The sequence below is a fragment of the Micromonospora sp. IBHARD003 genome, assembly GCF_056106285.1.
Genome location: NZ_JBWBBX010000001.1, coordinates 4,647,404 through 4,667,689 on the forward strand (window position 1 = coordinate 4,647,404; position 20,286 = coordinate 4,667,689).

The window sequence follows — 20,286 nt, forward strand, 5'->3', positions numbered from 1 at the left end:
TCCGTAGCGAAGGGCCTTCGGAGGGAGCGGGTGGTCCGCGGGATGTTCGATTGCCGATCGTGACATCCGGGGACGGCCGGCCGGGCGATGCCTCGACCGGGACCGGACGGCGTCCCGGAGGGGAGCCGTGCAGCTATCGACACCTCGGTTGCCGCAATCGCCTCGGTTGCCTCGACGAGGAGGGCAAGGAGGGGTGGCGGGCGGCGGGGCAGCCGGGGTGTCGAGTTCTCATTTGCCGGACACACGGACAGGCCTTGGCCTAAGCTGCTCCCAGCTGTCACAACAGTGCAGTTGTGTACCACTACCCACGCTGCACCTCGCGACATCCTCGAGACATTCCCATGCGGCGTGCTCCCTCATGCCGCCGAATGCGGCTGCTCTGCGATATGCGGAGTGAATTCCGGGCTGAAATGTCGGGATGGTTCCGTATGCCCTCACCTCACTCCCCTGGGTGATCTGCCGCGTACCCATAGTCCGTTCGGGCCATTCAAGATTGGGCCCGAAGGGGGTGTTGCGCTGTGCCCGCCTTCCGTAACGTCCTCAACTGGCAGCGGTGAATATGCCGCTGCCGCCGTGGGGGAGCCTCGATTCGGGAGAGGACGGCGCCGGCATGGGCTGGGTAACCGACTGGAGTGCGCAGGCAGCCTGCCGCACTACCGATCCGGATGAACTGTTCGTTCAAGGAGCGGCGCAGAACAGGGCCAAGGCGGTGTGCACCGGTTGTCCGGTGCGGACCGAGTGCCTGGCCGATGCGCTCGACAATCGCGTCGAATTCGGCGTATGGGGCGGGATGACCGAGCGGGAACGGCGGGCGTTGCTGCGCAGGCGCCCCACAGTCACCTCCTGGCGCAGGCTCCTGGAGACCGCGCGTACCGAATACGAGCGGAGCGCGGGCATCCTGCCCGTGGGCCTGGAGGACGACGAGACGTACGAGACGTACGCCGCGGTGGGTTAGGCCAGGGTTGGGCCCTTCGAGGCCGGACGGCAGGAAGTCGGCCGGATGCCGACCGGAAGTTGGCTGGAATCCGGTGGGCGAAGGCCGGTCGGGCCAGGTCGGGAGCCCCGGCAGTCGAAGACGCCCTTGGTCCCGCCGCCGCGGGACGCGACTGCCCTGCATCACACCCACATGGGAGCCGGGCCCGGCAGCCTGCCCGCCATCGAGCGCTGCGATGCGCCCCTGCCCCGCGAGATGCCGGGCGTTCCGTAGTGGTGCCGCGCCCTGCCACAAGGGTGCGTGAGCCCATGAGTACGGCCGCAGCCCCGGTATGAGCCACCGTGCCCAGGTGCTCGCGTTCATGCGGACCTGCGCGCCCGGAGTGTCGCCGTACGGCGGACACCTCCAGGGCATCCGTCACACGGGTCAGGCGGCTCCGGCCGGAGAACCCCCGGCCGCGAGCCGTTCACCGATGGCGCGGAGGCCCGCCAGATCGTGGACATCGCCCGGCAGGGCCGCCACTTGGGCCACGGCGACCTCCGGATGGAGTGCTGTGAAACGGTCGCGCGTCCGCTGCTCACGTGCGAGCACCTGCATGCGTTCGGCATGCAGGCGCAGCAGACCGGCGGTCAGTTGTGCAGTGGGAGGGGGCGCTGAGTCGTCGGGCTCGGACTCCACGGCGGGAGAGGTGGGAGAGGTGCCCGCGGAGTCACGAACACCAGCCTTCCCGGCCTCCTGATCCACAATGCCGCTCTCGTCAAGATTTTCTGCGGCGGCGAGCGCCCGCTCGGCCGACAGCCTTGCGGCGTCGCTCCCATGGACCCGGTTGAGGACCAGACCCGCCAGTGGCATCTCCTCCGCCGCCAGCCGCTCCACGAAGTACGCCGCCTCCCGCAGAGCGTCCCGTTCCGGGGCCGCCACGACCAGGAACGCGGTGCCGGGCGCCTGCAGCAGGCGGTATGTGGCGTCCGCCCGGGTGCGGAAGCCGCCGAACATCGTGTCCATGGCGGCGACGAACGTCTGGACGTCCCGCAGCAGTTGACCGCCCAGCAGCTTCCCGAGCGTGCCGGTCATCAACGACATGCCGACGTTGAGGAACTTCATCCCGGCCCGGCCGCCCATCTTCGCCGGAGCCATCAGCACCCTGATGAACTTGCCGTCCAGGAACGACCCGAGACGTTTCGGTGCCTCCAGGAAATCCAGTGCCGAGCGCGACGGTGGAGTGTCGACGACGATCAGGTCCCACTCATCGCGGGCCCGCAGCTGCCCCAGCTTCTCCATCGCCATGTACTCCTGCGTGCCCGCGAAGCCGGCCGACAGCGACTGGTAGAAGGGGTTCTCCAGGATGGCGCGCGCCCGCGCCGGATCCGCGTGCGCCTCGACGATCTCGTCGAAGGTCCGCTTCATGTCCAGCATCATGGCGTACAGCTCACCGTCGCCCTTGATGCCGTCCACCCGGCGCGGGGTGTTGTCGAGCAGGTCGATGCCCATCGACTGGGCCAGCCGGCGGGCGGGGTCGATCGTCAGGACGACCGCCTTGCGGCCGCGCTCCGCCGCCCGCACCCCGAGCGCCGCCGCCGTCGTCGTCTTGCCGACGCCGCCGGACCCGCAGCACACGATGATGCGGGTGCCCGGGTCGTCGAGCAGCGGATCGATGTCGAGCAGCGGTGTGTCCTGCTGGGCGATGCCGTGCGTCATGGGCGGCGTCATCCGTTCTCCCCGTTCACGCCGAGCTTTCGCAGTTCCGTCGCCAGCTGGTACAGCCCGGCGATGTCGACTCCTTCACTCAGCAGCGGAAGCTCGTACGTGGGCAGGCCCAGCGAACGGAGCACGGCGCGCTGCTCGCGCTCCAACTCGACGCGCTGCGCATGCTCTGCGGCCTGCCCGAGCAGCGGACCGACCAGCTTGGCCGCGCCGCTCACCCCTGCCGCGGTGAGCGACTTGGCGATGTCCTTGCGACGGCCCGCGGTCGCGGCGGTCCGCACCGCTTCCTCGTCGAGGATGTGCGGCCGCACCATGTTGACGATCACCTTCCCGGTGGGAAGGTCGGCGTCACGCAGCTCGGCGACTCCGTCCGCGGTCTCCTGGACGGGCATCTCCTCGAGGAGGGTCACCAAATGGACGGCGGTCTCCGGGGACTTGAGGACCCGCATGACGGCCTGGGCCTGATTGTGTATCGGGCCCATCCGCGCCAGCCCTGCCACCTCGTCGTTGACGTTCAGGAAGCGGGTGATCCGCCCGGTGGGCGGGGCGTCCATGACGACGTGGTCGTAGGCGTACCGGCCCGGGCCGTTCTTGGTGTCGGAAATGCGGCGCCGCACGGCCTCGCAGGCCTTGCCGGTCAGCAACACGTCCCGGACGCCGGGCGCGACGGTGGTCGCGAAGTCGATCGCGCCGAGCTTCTTCAGCGCCCGTCCCGCGGTACCCAGTTTGTAGAACATCTGGAGGTAGTCGAGAAGCGCCAGCTCGGCGTCGATGGCCAGCGCGAAGACCTCGCCGCCGCCCGGGGCGACGGCGATCTTGCGTTCCTCGTACGGCAGCGCCTCCGTCTCGAAGAGCTGCGCGATGCCCTGTCTGCCCTCGACCTCGATGAGGAGCGTGCGCTTTCCCTCGGTCGCGAGGGCGAGCGCAAGGGCCGCGGCGACCGTCGTCTTACCGGTACCGCCTTTGCCGCTGACGACCTGAAGCCTGCTCACGTCTTCGAGCCTAACCAGTCGGCCCGGGCAGTACGCACGAGGCTGCCTGCGGGCTGCGTCACGCCGCGGGACCGGCATGGCGGTCCCGCGTCACGAGACCCCATGCCCGGGCGGCTACAGTCGGCTCCATGACCAAGTGGGAATACGCGACCGTGCCCCTTCTCGTGCACGCGACCAAGCAGATCCTGGACACCTGGGGCGAGGACGGCTGGGAGCTCGTCCAGGTCGTCCCCGGGCCGAACAACCCCGAGCAGCTCGTGGCCTACCTGAAGCGGGAGAAGGTCTGATGGCCGGGGGCGGCGCCGTAGAGGCGAAGCTCGCCGACCTCGGCCTCACGCTCCCGGAGGTCGTCCCGCCGCTGGCCGCCTACCAGCCGGCGGTGCAATCGGGTCCGTACGTCTACACCTCGGGGCAGCTCCCCATGGTGGAAGGCAAGCTTCCGGTCATCGGCAAGGTCGGCGCCGAAGTGACCGCGGAGGAGGCCAAGGAACTCGCCGCCACCTGTGCGCTCAACGCGCTCGCGGCCGTGAAGTCCGTCGCCGGCAGCCTCGACCGCATCGCGCGGGTCGTGAAGGTCGTCGGTTTTGTCGCTTCCGCGTCCGACTTCACCGGCCAGCCGGGTGTCATCAACGGTGCCAGCGAGCTGCTGGGCGCTGTGCTCGGGGACAAGGGCGTGCACGCGCGCAGCGCGGTGGGCGTGGCGGTACTTCCGCTGGACGCTCCGGTCGAGGTCGAGATCCAGGTCGAACTCGTCCAGGACTGACGGCGCGCTCGTCCGGGAGACCGGCGGCGTGTTCGCCGGACCGGCGCCGTGTTCGTCCGGGACCTACGGTGCGACGGGAGCCGTGCCTCACGGCTCCCGCCGGCGCCTCGCGCGGATCGGCCACCCCTCGAACATCCAGGCGTGAACGCATAACATCCGCCCATGTCCAATGGTCAGTGGTACCCACCGGAATGGCCGGAGCGGATCAGGGCGCTCGCCGCAGGCGAACTCACCGCCGTGCTCCCCAAGCGCGCGGCGACCGTCATGCTGCTCAAGGACACCCCCGACGGCGTGCACGTCCACATGCTGCGCCGCCGCGCCTCCATGGCCTTCGCCGGAGGCGCCTATGTCTACCCCGGCGGAGGAGTGGACGAGCGCGACGCCCGGCCGGTCCGCTGGGCCGGGCCGTCCCTGGGCGCATGGGCAGCCCGGCTCGGTGTCGAGGACGAGGCGACGGCGCAGTCCATCGTCTGTGCGGCGGTACGGGAGACCTACGAGGAGGCCGGCGTCCTGCTCGCCGGCGAGACCGCGGACTCGGTCGTCGGAGACACGACCGGCGACGACTGGGAGGCGGACCGCGCGGCGCTGGTCGACCGCGAGCTGGGCTTCGCCGAGTTCCTGGCCCGCAGGGGCCTCGTGCTGCGCTCCGATCTGCTGGGCGCGTGGGCTCGCTGGATCACACCGGAGTTCGAACCGCGCCGCTTCGACACCTGGTTCTTCGCCGCCGCCCTGCCGCAGGGCCAGCGCACCCGGAACGCCTCGACGGAGGCCGACCGCTCGGTGTGGATCAGGCCGGCGGAGGCCGCTGCCGGGTACGACAAGGGCGAGCTGCTCATGATGCCGCCGACGATCTCCACGCTGCGGGCGCTCTCGCGGTACGCCGCCGCCGCGGACGCCGTCACGGCGGCGGGGGACCAGGACCTCGCACCCGTTCTCGCCAAGGCGCGCCTGGAGCAGGGCGAACTGGTGCTGAGCTGGCCCGGCCATGATGAGTTCACCAAGCACATTCCGACCGGACCGACGGGACCGACCGGATCCGCCGGAGGCTCCCGATGAGCGACGCCGCAGCCCTCCCGGGCCAGCCGCGCGGCGCAGTCGTGTCCGGCCCGGCGACCGCACGGGCGGTCAACGTGCTGGCTCCCAATCCGTCGGCGATGACGCTCGACGGCACCAACACCTGGATCGTCGCGGAGCCGGACTCCGAACTCGCGGTCGTCATCGACCCCGGTCCGCTCGACGACGCACACCTCCGCAACGTCATCGCGACCGCCGAGAAGGCCGGCAAGCGCGTCGCGCTGACGCTGCTCACGCACGGGCATCCGGATCACGCGGAGGGAGCGGGCCGGTTCGCCGAGCTGACCGGCACGAAGGTGCGCGCCCTCGATCCGGCCCTGCGCCTTGGTGACGAGGGACTTTCCGCAGGTCAGGCGATCCGTACCGGGGGCCTGGAACTGAGAGTCGTCTCCACGCCCGGCCATACCGCCGACTCACTCTGCTTCCATCTGCCCGCCGATCGTGCGGTCCTGACCGGCGACACGATCCTGGGCCGCGGTACGACGGTCGTCGCACACCCGGACGGCCGCCTCGGCGACTATCTCGACTCGCTGCGCCGTCTGCGCTCGTTGACCGTCGACGACGGGGTGCACACGGTGCTCCCGGGGCACGGTCCGGTCCTGGAGGACGCGCAGGGCGCCGTGGAGTTCTATCTCGCCCATCGCGCGCATCGCCTGGCCCAGGTCGAGACGGCCGTCGAGGACGGCTACCGCACGGCGACCGAGGTGGTGGCGCATGTGTACGCGGACGTGGACAGGTCGCTGTGGCCCGCCGCGGAACTCTCGGTCCGTGCCCAGCTGGAGTATCTGCAGGAGCACGGCCTGATCCAGGGCTGACCCCTGGTCCAGGGCCGGGAGCGGTCCTGTCCAGGGTCCCCTGACCGGACCGAGGCAGCCAATGCCCCCTGCCATGGGCAGCGTCGGCCCCGTGCCCTACGCTCCGCTTGCCCCGTACTCGCTACGTCCGGGGCTTGCTTCGGCATTTCATCCTTGGGGGGATCCCGGTGTTCGTCCTGTCCATCCTTCTCGTCGTCGCCGCAGCGGTGATGTACGCCGTCTCCCGCCGCGGGGACCGTCGTGGTCTCAAGATCGGCGCTGCCGGTGCGCTGATCGCCGGTCTGTTCGCGGGAATCACCAGCTGCGTGTACGTCGTCAGCGCCTACGAGGTCGGTGTGCCCGTGACCTTCGGCAAGGTCGGCACACCCCTGATGTCGGGCATGCATCTGAGGTCGCCCTTCACCAACGTCACCACCTTCTCCACCCGCCCGGTCGACCTGAACCTCTCCGACAAGGAGGTGGTCGAGGTGCGTTCGAGCCAGGGCGGCGTGATGTACGTGGAGGTAACCGTGAAGTGGGCGGTGACCCCGGGCAAGGCCGTGGAGCTCTACCGGCTGGCCGGCAGCGAGGACGCCATCCAGCAGCGACTGGTGTATCCGGACAGCCGGGAGATCATCCGCAATGTGTTCGCCCGCTACACCAGCGAGCAGGGCTACGCCTCGGCCCGGGAGAAGATCAACACCGAGATCGGTGACCTGGTCAAGGAGCGGCTGGCGCCGCGCGGTATCGACGTGACCACCGTGAACCTTCGCAATGTGAAGCCGTCGGACCGTCTCCAGGACCAGATCGACCGCAAGATCCAGCAGCAGCAGGCCACGGAGCGGGCGACCGAGGCGACGCTTACGGCCAAGGCAGAGGCCGAGCGGCGCCGTATCGAGGCGGAGGGCATCGCCAGGGCGAACAAGATCCTCAACGAGTCGCTGTCGGACAAGGTGCTCATGAACCAGTGCATCGACGCCTACCGTGAGGCGTCGGCGAAGAACCCCGTCTATGCGGTCCCGTGCGGCGGTGGAAGCGGAAACCCGCTGATCGTCGACGGTACGAAGCGCTGAGCCGCAGATCCTGTCCGGGCGGCGGCCGGGGCGTCCATGCGGGCGCCCCCGGCCGCCGCTGCGGCCCGGGTTCGGACTAGCGCGAGCGCTTCGCCAGGCGCTCCACGTCCAGCAGGATCACCGCACGCGCCTCGAGGCGCAGCCAGCCACGCTGGGCGAAGTCGGCGAGGGCCTTGTTGACGGTCTCGCGGGAGGCGCCCACGAGCTGCGCCAGCTCTTCCTGCGTCAGGTCGTGGACGACATGGATGCCTTCCTCCGACTGCACGCCGAAGCGGCGCGACAGGTCGAGGAGGGCACGGGCGACGCGGCCCGGGACATCGGAGAAGACCAGGTCGGACATCTGGTCGTTGGTCTTGCGGAGGCGGCGGGCGACGGCACGCAGCAGGGCCGTGGCGACCTCGGGGCGGGCGTTGAGCCAGGGCTGGAGGTCGCCGTGGCCCAGCCCGAGCAGCTTGACCTCGGTCAGCGCGGTCGCCGTGGCCGTACGCGGGCCCGGGTCGAACAGCGAGAGCTCGCCGATCAGCTCGCCGGGACCGAGCACCGCCAGCATGTTCTCCCGGCCGTCGGGCGAGGTGCGGTGCAGTTTGACCTTGCCCTCGGTGACCACGTAGAGGCGGTCTCCGGGGTCGCCCTCGTGGAAGAGCGCGTCGCCGCGGGCGAGTGTCACTTCACTCATCGAGGCGCGGAGCTCCGCGGCCTGCTCGTCATCGAGCGCCGCGAAGAGCGGGGCGCGCCGCAGAACGTCGTCCACGAGTTCTCTCCTTGTCGACCTGCTCAGGGGACGGTGGTCCCCATGATGCCGCACGGTAAAACGGTGCGATCGATCACAAGGGCCCAAGACAAGTCTGACGCACCGGCGTGTCCCGTTGTGCTTCAGGGGCCGATTCGGGTGGCGTTCGGCCGGGCCCGGGGCGGATGTCAGTGAGGGCCCTTAGGCTGGCCGGGTGTCCAATTCGCCGGTGAGAGTGCAGGCCAAGGGGGCCGTAAGGGTGCCAGGGGAGCAGAATTCCGCTGTGGGCGAACACGGTTCACCCGTGTCGGCAAAAGCGACAAAAGGGGCAAAGGGGAAGTCTTCCCGCTCTTCGTCGGGATCCGCGGCGAGGCCATCGTCCAGATCCGGAACGTCTGGATCCGCGACGCCGGGGGCCTCCGCGACGCCCGCGACCTCCGCAGCCTCCGCGTCCGCCGGGACCTCCGGCGCCTCCGGCTCCGGGGCGTCGAAGAAGCCGGGCTCCCCGCCGAAGGTCGCGGCCAAGCCGGAGTCACGGCTCGCGATGGTGCGGCGCGCCCGCCGGATCAACCGCGAGCTGGCCGATGTGTTTCCGTACGCCCACCCCGAGCTGGACTTCCGGAACCCCTTCGAGCTGCTCGTGGCGACGGTGCTGTCCGCCCAGACGACCGACCTGCGCGTCAACCAGACGACCCCGGCGCTCTTCGACCGGTATCCCACGCCTGAGGACATGGCCGCGGCCGTTCCCGAGGAGCTGGAGGAGATCATCCGGCCCACCGGCTTCTTCCGTGCCAAGGCGAAGTCCCTGATCGGCCTCTCCACGGCACTGCGCGACGATTTCGGCGGGGAGGTGCCTGGCCGGCTGAAGGACCTGGTCACGCTGCCGGGAGTGGGCCGCAAGACGGCGTTCGTGGTGCTGGGCAATGCCTTCGGTGTCCCGGGGATCACCGTCGACACCCATTTCATGCGGCTTGCCCGTCGCTGGAAGTGGACCGAGCAGGAGGATCCGGTCAAGATCGAGGCCGAGATCGCCGCGATCTTCCCCAAGAGCGAGTGGACGATGCTGTCCCACCGGGTGATCTTCCACGGCCGCCGTATCTGCCACGCCCGCAAGCCCGCCTGCGGTGCCTGTCCGATCACTCATCTGTGTCCGTCGTACGGCGAGGGCGAGACAGACCCGGACAAGGCGAGGAAGCTGCTCAAGTACGAGATGGGCGGCTACCCCGGCCAGCGGCTGAATCCGCCGCCGGACTACCCGGGCAGGCCGGCGCCTGCGCTGGGGGCTTCATGACAGGGCCGCGATCGTCTCCGTCCCGTCTCTCCGGGTCAGGAACGTTCCCGGGCGCCGTAGGCGTTGCACACCACGGGGGTGCTCATGACACGCGCGGATGAGATGCACGACGGAGGGCAGGCCGTGACGAGCGAGGGCCTGCCCGACTGGCTCCTTCCGGTGGCCGAGACCGCCAGGACGGTCGCGCCCGAGCAGCTCAGCCGGTTTCTGCCGCCCGACGGCGGCGGTCGGCAGTCCGCGGTGCTGATCCTCTTCGGCGAGGGTCCCGGGGGCCCCGAGCTGCTGCTGATGGAGCGCGCGGGCAGCCTGCGCTCGCATGCCGGTCAGCCCTCCTTCCCCGGCGGCGCCCTCGACCCCGTGGACGGTGATCCCGCCGGTTCCGGCCCGCTGCGCGCCGCACTGCGCGAGGCCGAGGAGGAAACCGGTCTCGACCCCTCCGGCGTCCAGGTCTTCGGGGTGCTGCCCCGCCTCTACATCCCCGTGAGCGGCTTCGTCGTCACCCCGGTCCTCGGCTGGTGGCGCGACCGCAGCCCGGTCGCCGCCGTCGATCCCGCGGAGACCGCCCGGGTCTTCACGGTTCCCGTGGCAGATCTCACGAATCCGGCAAATCGCGTGACAGTCGTCCATCCCAGCGGCCACCGCGGTCCGGCGTTTCTCGTCGCATCTGCTCTGGTCTGGGGTTTTACCGCGGGAGTGATCGACCGGATCCTGCACTTCGCCGGCTGGGAGCTCCCATGGGACCGCGGGAAGCAGGTCCCACTCGATTGGCGGTCATGAGACCGTTGCTGACGTGTCATTCCGGGGACGACGACACGCGCGGCCATGCCGCGAGCGCCCCGGGACCCAGGCTCCGGGGGACCGACCCCGGCCGGACGGAGTGCCGGACGACGAATCTGCGAGGCAAACGACGGTGAACGTGCTGGACATCCTGCTGCTGGTAGCCGCCGCGTGGTTTGCGATCGTCGGGTACCGCCAGGGCTTCGTCGTCGGCATCCTGTCGGTGATCGGCTTCCTCGGCGGCGGACTGATCGCCGTCTATCTGCTTCCGGTCGTCTGGGGCCAGCTCACCGACGAGGCCGACGTCTCCACGACAGCCGCTATCGTCGCCATCGTGATCGTGATCGTCTTCGCCTCGGTCGGCCAGGCCTTCACCACCCACCTCGGCAACAAGCTCCGCCGCTACATCACGTGGTCTCCCGCGCGAGCGCTGGACGCCACGGGCGGCGCACTGGTGAACGTCGTCGCGATGCTCCTCGTCGCCTGGCTCATCGGCTCGGCACTCGCGGGCACCTCACTGCCGACGCTCGGCAAGGAAGTGCGCAGCTCGAAGGTCCTGCTGGGCGTCTCGCGGGTGATGCCCACCGAGGCGGCCACCTGGACCACCGACTTCTCCTCGGCACTCGCACAGAACGGCTTCCCGCAGGTCTTCAGCCCGTTCGCCAACGAACCCATCACCGAGGTCCGCGCGCCCGACCCGGCGCTCGTCAAGAGCCCGGTGGCCGCGCGCGCCCAGCGTTCCATCGTCAAGGTCGTCGGTACGGCCCAGAGCTGCAACAAGGTCCTGGAGGGCACCGGCTTCGTGTTCGCCGAGCGTCGTGTCATGACCAATGCGCATGTCGTCGGCGGCGTCGACGAGCCGACCGTCCAGATAGGGGGCAAGGGCCGGCTCTACGACGCGAAGGTCGTCCTCTACGACTGGCAGCGCGACATCGCCGTACTCGACGTCCCGGACCTCAAGGCGCCGGTGCTGCCGTTCACCGGAACGGACGCCCGTACGGGCGACAGCGCGATCGTCGCCGGCTTCCCCGAGAACGGCGCGTACGACGTGCGCTCGGCCCGTGTCCGCGGCCGTATCGACGCGAACGGTCCCGACATCTACCGCCGTGGCGAGGTGCGCCGTGACGTCTACTCGCTGTTCGCGACCGTACGCCAGGGCAACTCGGGCGGACCGCTGCTCACCCCGGACGGCGAGGTGTACGGAGTGATCTTCGCCCGGTCGCTCGACGACGCCGACACCGGCTATGCGCTGACAGCCGATGAGATTCGCGACGACATCACCCGCGGAGCCAGGGCCAATCAGCAGGTCGACAGCGAGGGCTGCGCACTGTGACGGTGACTCCACCGGGGCGTCGTGGCACCGACGCCCCGTCAGCCGCGGGGATGGCGCAACCGCGCTGAGACCCAGCGCGCCCTGCGCCGGAGGATACGGGGGATCCCCAGCCGGGGATCGTGGCCCTGCGCCTGCGGACCGCCCCTTTCGTGGTCGATCGGCACGGAGGCCGATCGGGAGTTGCGTGCTGTGTCACCGTAGTCGTGCGTCCAGCCCATACCCCGACGTGTGCCCGTGCCCCAAGGTCGGTAACCGCATTCGGGACCGCCAATTGGCCTATGCGCGAGGCAATGCCGGTTCGTCGCACGCCCGTTCGGGCATGGTCGATCGGCGGCCCGGTCAGCGGTCGGGCTCGGGGTCCCTGAGCCAGCCGATGAGCTCCTTGGAGAAGGCCACGGGATCCTCCTCATGGGGGAAGTGCCCGAGACCGTCGAAGAGGCGCCAGCGGTACGGCGCTTCGACGTACTGGCCCGAGCCCGCAGCGCTGCGGGTACGCATCGCCGGGTCGAGGGAGCCGTGCAGATGGAGCGTCGGCACCCTGACCGGACGCTTCATCCGGCGGTTGAACTGAATGCCGTCAGGGCGCGCCAGTGACCGCACCATCCAGCGGTAGGGCTCGATCGAACAGTGCGCCGTCGAGGGAATGCACATCGCCCGCCGGTACACCTCGATCGCCTCGTCCTCCGGCGTCCGCGGTCCGGACCACTCCCGGATCAGACGGCCCACCAGGGCCGCGTCGTCCGCCACGAGTTGACGCTCCGGCAGCCACGGCCGCTGGAAGCCCCAGATGTACGAACCGGCGCGGCTCTGCGCGAAGTCGCCGAGCATCGACGTACGCCAGCGGCGCGGGTGGGGCATCGACGAGACCGCGAGCCTGCGTACCAGCTTGGGCCGCATCACCGCCGCGGTCCAGGCCAGATAGCCGCCCAGGTCGTGGCCGACGAGGGCGGCGTCCGGCTCGCCCAGCGAACGCACGACGCCGGTGATGTCGAGCGCCAGGTTCGCGGGGTCGTAGCCCCTCGGCGTACGGTCGCTGCCGCCCACGCCGCGCAGATCCATGGCCACGGCCCGGAAACCGGCGTCGGCGAGCGCCGTCAGCTGATGCCGCCACGTCCACCAGAACTGCGGGAAGCCGTGCAGGAGCAGCACCAGCGGTCCATCGCCCATCTCGGCGATGTGGAAGCGCGCACCATTGGCCGCCACGTCTCGATGGGTCCAGGGACCATCGATGCGGACGGGGCCGCCCTGGCTCGCGCCATGGCCGTTTCCGTTGCCGCCGGGGCTCGTATCGGGGAGCGTCATGCAGACGAGCGTGCCACAGCGGCGGACGAGTCCTGGCCCTGACGGGGGTGCGGCTTGACGTTGCCCAGGACGGCAGCCGTCTGCTTCGCCGAGGCGATCGACCTCTCCGGCGGCTTGACCTTCTTGAACTTGGCCACGGCGAGCAGCGCAAGCAGGCCCGCGAGCACCAGGAACGCCGCGCCCACGATCAGGAACGACCACGCGAGACCGAGGCCAAGATTGTGGATTCCGTAGGCCGCGGCGAAGCTGAGCACCGGCAGCGAGAACAGCGCGAGCACGCCGGCGACGGAGAGCGCCGCACCGCCGGTCACACCGCGCTTGACGTCCTGCCGGATCTCGGCCTTGGCCAGGGCGATCTCGTCGTGCACCAGAGCCGACATCTCGGCGGTCGCCGTGGCGATCAGCTGACCGATGGTCCGGTCGGGGCCGATCAGCCGGACCGGTCCGACCGTGTCGCCTGTGGGTTCGACGGCGCCGGCGGTCTTCGGCGCGCCGCTGCCCGGGTCGCTCATCGCTGACTCCCTCATCGTCATCGTCTCTGCTTCGGTTTCGGACTGCTCTGCTGCGGATTCGTTGCTGTCGGATTCGTTGTCAGATCATGCCGGACTGTCGCCGTCACTGCGCGACGCCCCCGCGACTTGTGCCCTGCGGCGGTGCTCCGCGGCCTTCTCCTCGTAGATCGCGGCCATCCGCAGGTGGTACTCCGGGTTGTCCTGTTCGTAGATGTCCGGGATGCCGTCGAGGTCCTCGTCGCGCTCTTCCTCCTCGCACAGCGCTTGGTATTTCCGTACCCGCAGCTTCAGCAGTACACAGGCGGAGACCGCGGCGATCAGCGAGCCGACCAGGACCGCCGCCTTGATCTCGTCCATCAGCGTGGGGTCGGTGGCGAAGGCAAGCTCGCCGATGAGGAGGGAGACGGTGAAGCCGATGCCGGCCAGCGAGGCCACGGCGAAGACATCGGGCCAGGCCAGGTCGTCGTTGAGCTCGGCCCTGGTGAAGCGAGCGGCGAGCCAGGTGCCGCCGAAGATGCCGACGGCTTTGCCGACCACGAGCCCGAGGAGCACACCAAGGGTCTCCGGCCGGGTGAAGACATCGCGGAGTGCGCCGCCCGAGATACTCACGCCGGCGGAGAACAGGGCGAAGAGGGGTACGGCGAGTCCCGCCGAGATCGGACGCACGAGATGCTCGATGTGCTCACCGGGGGAGTGGACCTCGCCGTCGCGCCTGGTGCAGCGCAGCATGAGGCCCATGGCCACACCGGCGATCGTGGCGTGGACGCCGCTGCTGTACATCAGGCCCCAGATCACCAGGGCCAGGGGTACGTACACGTACCAGCCGCGAATGCCCTGGCGCAGCAGCACCCAGAACACACCGAGCCCGACGACCGCCCCGCCCAGCGCCGCGAAGTTCAGGTCCTCGGTGAAGAAGATCGCGATGATCAGGATCGCGAAGAGGTCGTCGACGACGGCGAGGGTGAGCAGGAAGGCACGGACGGCGGACGGCAGTGAGGTGCCGATGACCGCCAGGACGGCGAGGGCGAAGGCGATGTCGGTGGCGGTGGGCACCGCCCAGCCGGCCATGGAGCCGCCGCCCGCCACGTTCACCAGGGCGTAGATGAGCGCGGGTACGGCCATGCCGCTGACCGCGGCGACGACGGGGAGCGCGGCCGCCTTGGGGTCGCGCAGTTCGCCCGCGACCAGCTCTCGCTTGAGCTCGATGCCGGCGACGAAGAAGAAGATGGCGAGCAGCCCGTCGGCCGCCCAGTGCTCCACGGAGAGGTCGAGACCGAGGGAGGCGGGGCCGATGTGGAAGTCGCTCACCGTCTCGTAGCTGGCGCCCAGTGTGTTCGCCCAGATGAGGGCGGCGACCGCGGCGACCAGGAGAAGGATGCCGCCGACGGTCTCGGCGCGCAGCGCTTCCGCCACGAAATTCCGCTCGGGGAGGGAGAGCTGGGCGAGGAACTTACGCGGCGCCGACGGTGGGGTGGGCGTGGGGGTGGGCACGGCCACGAGTGGAAACCTCCGGTCGGGTAGGCAGCACAGAGCACATGCCGACCAGACTTCCCGGCACACCTGAGTTTTCCTGTCGCGTTCTTGATGCGGTCATTACTTTACCTAAGAATTTGTCAGGGTGCACATGGGTGAATCCGGCGATCTTCCACCTTAGGTGCACATGGGGCACCCGGCCTGTTGCTCCGGGTGCCCCACGGGGTGTGCCAGGCGGACCGGGTGGTCCCGCCACTGTGGCCTCGGCAGCCCCTGCCTGCGTCAGCCCTTTATGTGTGCCGGTCCGCGTCAGTCCTCGGACGCCGCCGTCGGGAGTTTGCTCTGGATGAGGTCCATGACGGTGGAGTCGGTGAGGGTGGTGACATCACCGAGCTGGCGGTTCTCGGCGACGTCGCGCAGGAGACGGCGCATGATCTTGCCGCTGCGGGTCTTCGGCAGTTCGGCGACGGGCAGGATGCGCTTGGGCTTGGCGATGGGGCCCAGGGTCGCGGCGACGTGGTTGCGCAGGTCCGCGGTGAGTGTGTCGTCCTCCTGGGCGGTGCCGCGGAGGATGACGAAGGCGACGATGGACTGGCCGGTGGTCTCGTCGGTGGCGCCGACGACGGCGGCTTCGGCGACCTTGGGGTGGGAGACGAGGGCGGACTCGACTTCGGTGGTGGAGATGTTGTGGCCGGAGACGAGCATGACGTCGTCGACACGGCCGAGGAGCCAGATGTCGCCGTCGTCGTCCTTCTTGGCGCCGTCGCCGGCGAAGTACATGCCTTCGAAGCGGGACCAGTAGGTGTCGATGAAGCGCTGGTCGTCGCCCCAGATGGTGCGGAGCATGGAGGGCCAGGGCTCGGTGAGGACGAGGTAGCCGCCATGGCCGTCGGGGACTTCGCGGCCGTTGTCGTCCACGACGGTCGCGCCGATGCCGGGCAGGGGGCGCTGGGCGCTGCCGGGCTTGGCGTGGGTGACGCCGGGGAGCGGGGAGACCATCATCGCGCCGGTCTCGGTCTGCCACCAGGTGTCGACCACGGGGGTGGTACCGGCGCCGATGTGCTCGCGGTACCAGATCCAGGCTTCGGGGTTGATGGGTTCGCCGACCGAGCCGAGGATGCGCAGGCTGGACAGGTCGAACTTGGCCGGGATGTCGTCGCCCCACTTCATGAAGGTCCGGATGGCGGTGGGGGCGGTGTAGAGGAGGGTGACCTTGTACTTCTGGATGATCTCCCAGAAGCGGCCCTGGTGGGGGGTGTCGGGGGTGCCCTCGTAGATGACCTGGGTGGCGCCGTTGGCGAGCGGACCGTAGACGATGTACGAGTGTCCGGTCACCCAGCCGATGTCGGCGGTGCACCAGTACACGTCGCTGTCCGGCTTGAGGTCGAAGACGGCGTGGTGGGTGTAGGCCGTCTGAGTGAGGTAGCCGCCGCTGGTGTGCAGGATGCCCTTGGGCTTTCCGGTGGTGCCGGACGTGTAGAGGATGAACAGCGGGTGCTCGGCGTCGAACGGCTGAGGGGTGTGGCCGGTGGGCTGGCGGTCGACGACGTCGTGCCACCACAGATCCCGGTCCTGGGTCATGGCGGTGTCCTGCCCGGTGCGGCGTACCACCAGCACATGTTCGACCTGCGGGCAGGAGGCCAGGGCCTGGTCGATGGCGGGCTTGAGCGCGCTGGGCTTGCCGCGACGGAAGCCGCCGTCGGCGGTGATGACGATCTTGGCGTCCGCGTCCTGGATCCGTGAGGCGACCGCGTCGGCCGAGAAGCCGCCGAAGACCACCGAGTGCGCGGCCCCGATCCGGGCGCAGGCCAGCATCGCCACCACGGCTTCGGGGATCATCGGCATATAGACCGCGACCCGGTCCCCCGCTCCCACCCCAAGCTCCGTCAGCGCGTTCGCCGCCTGCGAGACCAGGTCCTTCAGCTGCGCGTAGGTGATCGCACGGCTGTCGCCGGGCTCGCCCTCGAAATGGATCGCCACGCGGTCGCCCAGACCCGCTTCGACATGCCGGTCCACGCAGTTGTACGCCACATTCAGCGTGCCGTCCGCGAACCACTTCGCAAACGGCGGCTTCGACCAGTCCAGCACTTGCGACGGCTCACGCATCCAACTCAGCCGTCGTGCCTGCTCAGCCCAGAAGCCAAGCCGATCCGCCGCGGCTTGCTCATACGCCTCGGCCGTCACATTCGCATCTGCTGCCAACCGAGCCGGCGGTGCGAACCGCCGCTCCTCCTTGAGCAGATTGGCCAGGCTCTCGTTGCTCACGACATCTCCCTTTCCCAGGGCGTCCTATGTCCTATGTGTCCCAGGCCATAGCTCATCAGCCGGATGCCCGGGTGACAAGGGTCATCCGCAGGTTGGTGTAGACCTATGAGTCTGACCTGGTCCCGTCTGTGCTTGTGGACGGGAGGCCCTCTCCGCTCCGGGCGGAGGAACGGAGAGGCCACACCTTGACACGGACGGCAGGCCGCAGGGGTTCAGCGCCCCCGGCCACCCAGCGCGTGTCGCCTGATGTCGTGTATCCGACTTACCGGGAGCGACCGTGCAGGTGAGCACGGCACCGGCCCGGTTGGGGGCGTGTGCTGCTCATGCGTGCGCGCGCTCCACGAGGGACGGTTCGGAGGTGACTCGGTCGAACACCTCCTCCACGATGTCGTCTCCGCGCTCCTGGGTGCCCCCCAGCAGATAGGCCTGCGCCTCGCCCACGTGGAAGTACATCCCGTGCAGTTGGATGGTGCCGTCGGCCAGCCTGCGGGCCACGGACTCGTGCGCCCGCAGATGCTTCAACTGCTGGACCACATTGGTGAGACACAGTTGCTCCACCGCGTCGACCGGGAGCCTCCCGGAGATCCTGGCCCAGGAGTGGTGCGGCGAGTTCATCCGGTCCAGGCTGGGCTGCCCGTGCCGCAGCCAGCGCCGCAGTGGCGTCTCGGGTCCCTCGTCGTCCGGCGGGCCGTTCAGCAGGGCCTGCATCGCCCCGCAGCCGGAGTGCCCGCAGACCGTGATCGAGTCCACCTCCAGTACATCCACCGCGTACTCGATCGCCGCCGCGACCGAGTCGTCCCCGCCCTCATCCCCGGCCCTGGGCACGAGGTTGCCCACATTGCGCACGGTGAACAGGTCGCCCGGGCCACTGGCCGTGATCATGCTGGTGACCAGCCTGGAGTCGGCACAGGTCAGAAAGAGCTGCGAAGGGCGCTGGCCCTCACGGGCAAGCCGGGCAAGCTCGTCGCGCACCAGGGGCGCCGTGTTGCGCTGGAAAGAGCTCAGACCGCTGGCCAGTTGCCGCTGTCCTGCCATCCGCTGCTCGGGCGGATCGGATTCCGGATGCTCCCCGCAGTGGTGGTTCCGCCAGGGTGTCCAGGGTCGGCAGCAGGCGTGCTGCTCGGACGCGGGCTCGGCGATCCTGCCCCCGCTGCGGCCCGTGAACTCGACGGTGCCGCCATGTGCCTCATGGGCCGTCTGCCAGTCGTGCAGGGCCTCGTAGGCCGCGTGGTCCATAAACGAACCGTCCAGCTCCACGACGGTCTCGGCTTCGTGCGGCACCGAGGCCAGCATGCGGCTCAGCCTCGGTACGGCCAGGAACGTCAGCTGGCCGCGCACCCGCACCCGGTGGATCCCGTCCCCTTCTTCCACGGTGATCCCGGTCCGCGTCAGCCGGTACAGCGCCATGGCCACCGCCACGGCGATACCGAGGGCCACGCCCTCCAGTACGCCGGTGAACACGACACCGGCCATCGTGGCCACGTACACCAGCAATTCGCGGTTGCGCTTCACGTTGCGCATATGGGTGCTGTTGACCATCTGGATGCCGACGACCATGACGAGCGCCGCGAGAGCCGCCAGCGGGATCAGATCGAGGGCGGGCACCAGCAGCAGTGTCGCGATCGCGATCCACAGCCCGTGCAGCATGGCCGAGTGGCGACTGACGGCGCCCGCCGAGACATTGGCGGTGCTGCGCACGGCGACACCGGTGATGGGGAGGCCGCCGAGCGCTCCGGACACCACGTTCGCCGCGCCCTGTCCGCGCAGTTCCCGGTCGAGGTCGGCGCGTGGGATGCGGATGTCGGGGTGTTTGCGGGCCGCGGTCAGTCTGTCGATGGCGACCGCGGAGAGGAGCGACTCGACGCTGCCGACGAGAGTGATCGTCAGGACGGCGGCCATGAGCCCGAGCACCGGGCCTTCGGGGAGCCCGGGCAGGGCGTGGCTGCTCCAGGAGGGCAGGTCGACCCGTGGCAGATCGAGCCCGGCGAAGAAGGCCACTGCCGTTGCGGCGAGGACCGCGGCGAGCGCTGCGGGCACCTTGCGTACGGCTCGGCCCGTGGCTCCCGGGACGCGTGGCCAGGTGAGCAGCACCGTAATGGTCAGGATGCTGACCGAGAGCGCGGCGGGCTGGAGGACAGCCAACTGGCCGGGCAGACCGAGGACGTTGTCGACAGCGGAGCTCTGCGGGGTGCCGCCGAGCACGATGTGGAGCTGGGCCAGGGCGATGGTGACGCCGATGCCGGCCAGCATGCCGTGCACGATCGCCGGACTGACGGCCAGTGCGGATCTGGCCACGCGCAGGGCGGACAGTGCGAGTTGGGTGAGCCCGGCGAGGACGGTGATGGCGCATGTGGTGCGCCATCCATAGCGCTGGATGAGGTCGGCCGTGATCACGGTGAGCCCGGCTGCCGGGCCGCTGACCTGGAGCGGTGCCCCGCCGAACAGCCCCGCTACGAGACCGCCGACCGCAGCCGCCACGAGGCCCGCCTGGAGAGGCGCTCCCGTGGCCAGCGCGATACCGAGGGAGAGCGGCAGGGCGATCAGGAAGACGCTGATCGAGGCGGAGACGTCCGCGCCCGCGATACGGAAGCCGTCGCCGGGTCCGCGATCACGGCCGCGGGACCGTCGGTCTCCTTTGCCCCGGCCTGGTGGGCTGTGCGGGCGCTGGAGGCCTGTGGGGTCGCACGAACGGTGTCCGGTCCCCGAGGGGCTCGTGCCGTGGTCGACGGTCTCGTCGTGATCTTTGTCGTGAGTGCGTGAGGGAAAAGGTGCAGACATGGGTCCCGTCTCCTCCGGGGCGGCGCGGTCGCGGTGTGTGGGGGCTCGCGGCCGTGGGGCACGGCGTGCAGTGGCGGGATGCTCGGACCCGGAGCATCGACCCCGCCCGAGATCAGGCGCAATCTCAACTCTGAGTAAATTGATCGTAATGCAGAGTAAAGAGTGTGGCAGGATGTTCGGGGCAAATGGGGCATTGGTTCGCCTGATGGAGTGAATCGCCGGATGGATTCACTGGCGGCGTGCTCATGCCGAAGGGGCCTGTGCGCATGTCGCAGTGACTCGTGCTCATGCTGGAGTGCCATGTGTGCGTGCCAGGGAGGGGTGAGGTGCGGTGTGCCCGGGCCCCGGCCGCAGCCGGTGTCGCCCGCTCCTCCGCTCGCTCGCCCCTGTGCCCACTCGCCGGACGGTCGGCGCCGTCAGAGCCGGCGGTGCCGGGAACGCGGAGGCCGATCGTCCGCGGCCCTTCGACAGACGGCCGGGCGGTCGTTCGG

17 protein-coding genes are annotated in these 20,286 nt (G+C 69.7%); 9 read left to right on the forward strand and 8 right to left on the reverse strand.

Going from position 1 to position 20,286, the window contains the following annotated elements; genetic code table 11:
- The first annotated feature begins 610 nt into the window (after positions 1-610).
- Entirely contained in the window at positions 611-955 is a 345-nt protein-coding gene (locus tag ACTWOL_RS20730; protein WP_266381103.1) for a WhiB family transcriptional regulator, read from the forward strand.
- A 405-nt stretch (positions 956-1,360) separates the two neighbouring features.
- On the opposite strand, the gene bagB is transcribed toward ACTWOL_RS20730, so the two are convergent.
- A complete protein-coding gene (bagB, locus tag ACTWOL_RS20735) occupies positions 1,361-2,644 on the reverse strand; it encodes an ATPase BagB (protein WP_474298262.1) in 1,284 nt (427 codons plus the stop codon).
- On the reverse strand, positions 2,641-3,708 hold the full coding sequence (bagA, locus tag ACTWOL_RS20740; protein WP_474298263.1) for an ATPase BagA: 1,068 nt from the start codon (positions 3,706-3,708) through the stop codon (positions 2,641-2,643). The genes bagB and bagA overlap by 4 nt, the downstream gene beginning before the upstream one ends.
- A gap of 50 nt (positions 3,709-3,758) precedes the next feature.
- Here bagA and ACTWOL_RS20745 point away from each other — a divergent pair, with 50 nt between their 5' ends.
- The 5 genes from ACTWOL_RS20745 to ACTWOL_RS20765 all read left to right on the forward strand — a co-directional run bounded on the left by ACTWOL_RS20745 (position 3,759) and on the right by ACTWOL_RS20765 (position 7,334).
- Positions 3,759-3,917, forward strand: coding sequence for a DUF4177 domain-containing protein (locus tag ACTWOL_RS20745; RefSeq protein ID WP_266672772.1), 159 nt, complete (start codon positions 3,759-3,761; stop codon positions 3,915-3,917).
- A complete protein-coding gene (locus ACTWOL_RS20750) occupies positions 3,917-4,393 on the forward strand; it encodes a RidA family protein (RefSeq protein ID WP_474298264.1) in 477 nt (158 codons plus the stop codon). Before ACTWOL_RS20745 ends, ACTWOL_RS20750 begins: the two co-directional genes overlap by 1 nt.
- Positions 4,394-4,555: 162 nt before the next feature.
- Positions 4,556-5,449, forward strand: a complete 894-nt coding sequence (locus ACTWOL_RS20755) for an NUDIX hydrolase (RefSeq protein WP_474298265.1) — start codon at positions 4,556-4,558, stop codon at positions 5,447-5,449.
- Complete coding sequence (locus tag ACTWOL_RS20760; protein WP_474298266.1) at positions 5,446-6,282, forward strand: MBL fold metallo-hydrolase; 837 nt, start codon at positions 5,446-5,448, stop codon at positions 6,280-6,282. The genes ACTWOL_RS20755 and ACTWOL_RS20760 overlap by 4 nt, the downstream gene beginning before the upstream one ends.
- 167 nt (positions 6,283-6,449) lie before the next feature.
- Positions 6,450-7,334, forward strand: a complete 885-nt coding sequence (locus ACTWOL_RS20765) for a prohibitin family protein (RefSeq protein WP_474298267.1) — start codon at positions 6,450-6,452, stop codon at positions 7,332-7,334.
- A gap of 76 nt (positions 7,335-7,410) precedes the next feature.
- On the opposite strand, the gene ACTWOL_RS20770 is transcribed toward ACTWOL_RS20765, so the two are convergent.
- Positions 7,411-8,085, reverse strand: coding sequence for a Crp/Fnr family transcriptional regulator (locus ACTWOL_RS20770; protein ID WP_017947815.1), 675 nt, complete (start codon positions 8,083-8,085; stop codon positions 7,411-7,413).
- A gap of 523 nt (positions 8,086-8,608) precedes the next feature.
- On the opposite strand from ACTWOL_RS20770, the gene nth reads away from it, so the two are divergent.
- From nth to ACTWOL_RS20785, 3 genes are all read left to right on the forward strand, one after another.
- Entirely contained in the window at positions 8,609-9,355 is a 747-nt protein-coding gene (nth, locus tag ACTWOL_RS20775; RefSeq protein WP_474298268.1) for an endonuclease III, read from the forward strand.
- 84 nt (positions 9,356-9,439) lie between these two features.
- On the forward strand, positions 9,440-10,132 hold the full coding sequence (locus ACTWOL_RS20780; protein ID WP_474298269.1) for an NUDIX hydrolase: 693 nt from the start codon (positions 9,440-9,442) through the stop codon (positions 10,130-10,132).
- Positions 10,133-10,265: 133 nt separating this feature from the next.
- Positions 10,266-11,465: a MarP family serine protease gene (locus ACTWOL_RS20785; protein WP_474298270.1), complete on the forward strand. Its 1,200-nt coding sequence runs from the start codon at positions 10,266-10,268 to the stop codon at positions 11,463-11,465.
- 339 nt (positions 11,466-11,804) lie between these two features.
- On the opposite strand, the gene ACTWOL_RS20790 is transcribed toward ACTWOL_RS20785, so the two are convergent.
- The 5 genes from ACTWOL_RS20790 to ACTWOL_RS20810 all read right to left on the reverse strand — a co-directional run bounded on the left by ACTWOL_RS20790 (position 11,805) and on the right by ACTWOL_RS20810 (position 19,795).
- Positions 11,805-12,767 (reverse strand): alpha/beta fold hydrolase, encoded by a 963-nt coding sequence (locus ACTWOL_RS20790; RefSeq protein WP_474298271.1) that lies wholly within the window; start codon positions 12,765-12,767, stop codon positions 11,805-11,807.
- Entirely contained in the window at positions 12,764-13,279 is a 516-nt protein-coding gene (locus tag ACTWOL_RS20795; RefSeq protein WP_474298272.1) for a phage holin family protein, read from the reverse strand. The genes ACTWOL_RS20790 and ACTWOL_RS20795 overlap by 4 nt, the downstream gene beginning before the upstream one ends.
- 84 nt (positions 13,280-13,363) lie before the next feature.
- The gene (gene nhaA / locus ACTWOL_RS20800; RefSeq protein WP_474298273.1) at positions 13,364-14,770 is read right to left on the reverse strand and encodes a Na+/H+ antiporter NhaA; all 1,407 of its coding nucleotides are present in this window, start codon (positions 14,768-14,770) and stop codon (positions 13,364-13,366) included.
- A 291-nt stretch (positions 14,771-15,061) separates the two neighbouring features.
- Complete coding sequence (gene acs / locus ACTWOL_RS20805; RefSeq protein WP_474298274.1) at positions 15,062-17,017, reverse strand: acetate--CoA ligase; 1,956 nt, start codon at positions 17,015-17,017, stop codon at positions 15,062-15,064.
- A gap of 321 nt (positions 17,018-17,338) precedes the next feature.
- Complete coding sequence (locus tag ACTWOL_RS20810) at positions 17,339-19,795, reverse strand: SulP family inorganic anion transporter (protein ID WP_474298275.1); 2,457 nt, start codon at positions 19,793-19,795, stop codon at positions 17,339-17,341.
- Between the last annotated feature and the right edge of the window lie 491 nt (positions 19,796-20,286).

What these genes read in the sequence shown, in the direction of transcription:
- ACTWOL_RS20730 (WP_266381103.1), top strand. Translation starts at nt 611, where the DNA reads ATGGGCTGGGTAACCGACTGGAGTGCGCAGGCAGCCTGCCGCACTACC.
- bagB (WP_474298262.1), bottom strand. Translation starts at nt 2,644, where the DNA reads ATGACGCCGCCCATGACGCACGGCATCGCCCAGCAGGACACACCGCTG.
- bagA (WP_474298263.1), bottom strand. Translation starts at nt 3,708, where the DNA reads ATGCCGGTCCCGCGGCGTGACGCAGCCCGCAGGCAGCCTCGTGCGTAC.
- ACTWOL_RS20745 (WP_266672772.1), top strand. Translation starts at nt 3,759, where the DNA reads ATGACCAAGTGGGAATACGCGACCGTGCCCCTTCTCGTGCACGCGACC.
- ACTWOL_RS20750 (WP_474298264.1), top strand. Translation starts at nt 3,917, where the DNA reads ATGGCCGGGGGCGGCGCCGTAGAGGCGAAGCTCGCCGACCTCGGCCTC.
- ACTWOL_RS20755 (WP_474298265.1), top strand. Translation starts at nt 4,556, where the DNA reads ATGTCCAATGGTCAGTGGTACCCACCGGAATGGCCGGAGCGGATCAGG.
- ACTWOL_RS20760 (WP_474298266.1), top strand. Translation starts at nt 5,446, where the DNA reads ATGAGCGACGCCGCAGCCCTCCCGGGCCAGCCGCGCGGCGCAGTCGTG.
- nth (WP_474298268.1), top strand. Translation starts at nt 8,609, where the DNA reads ATGGTGCGGCGCGCCCGCCGGATCAACCGCGAGCTGGCCGATGTGTTT.
- ACTWOL_RS20780 (WP_474298269.1), top strand. Translation starts at nt 9,440, where the DNA reads ATGACACGCGCGGATGAGATGCACGACGGAGGGCAGGCCGTGACGAGC.
- ACTWOL_RS20790 (WP_474298271.1), bottom strand. Translation starts at nt 12,767, where the DNA reads ATGACGCTCCCCGATACGAGCCCCGGCGGCAACGGAAACGGCCATGGC.
- ACTWOL_RS20795 (WP_474298272.1), bottom strand. Translation starts at nt 13,279, where the DNA reads ATGAGCGACCCGGGCAGCGGCGCGCCGAAGACCGCCGGCGCCGTCGAA.
- ACTWOL_RS20810 (WP_474298275.1), bottom strand. Translation starts at nt 19,795, where the DNA reads ATGTCTGCACCTTTTCCCTCACGCACTCACGACAAAGATCACGACGAG.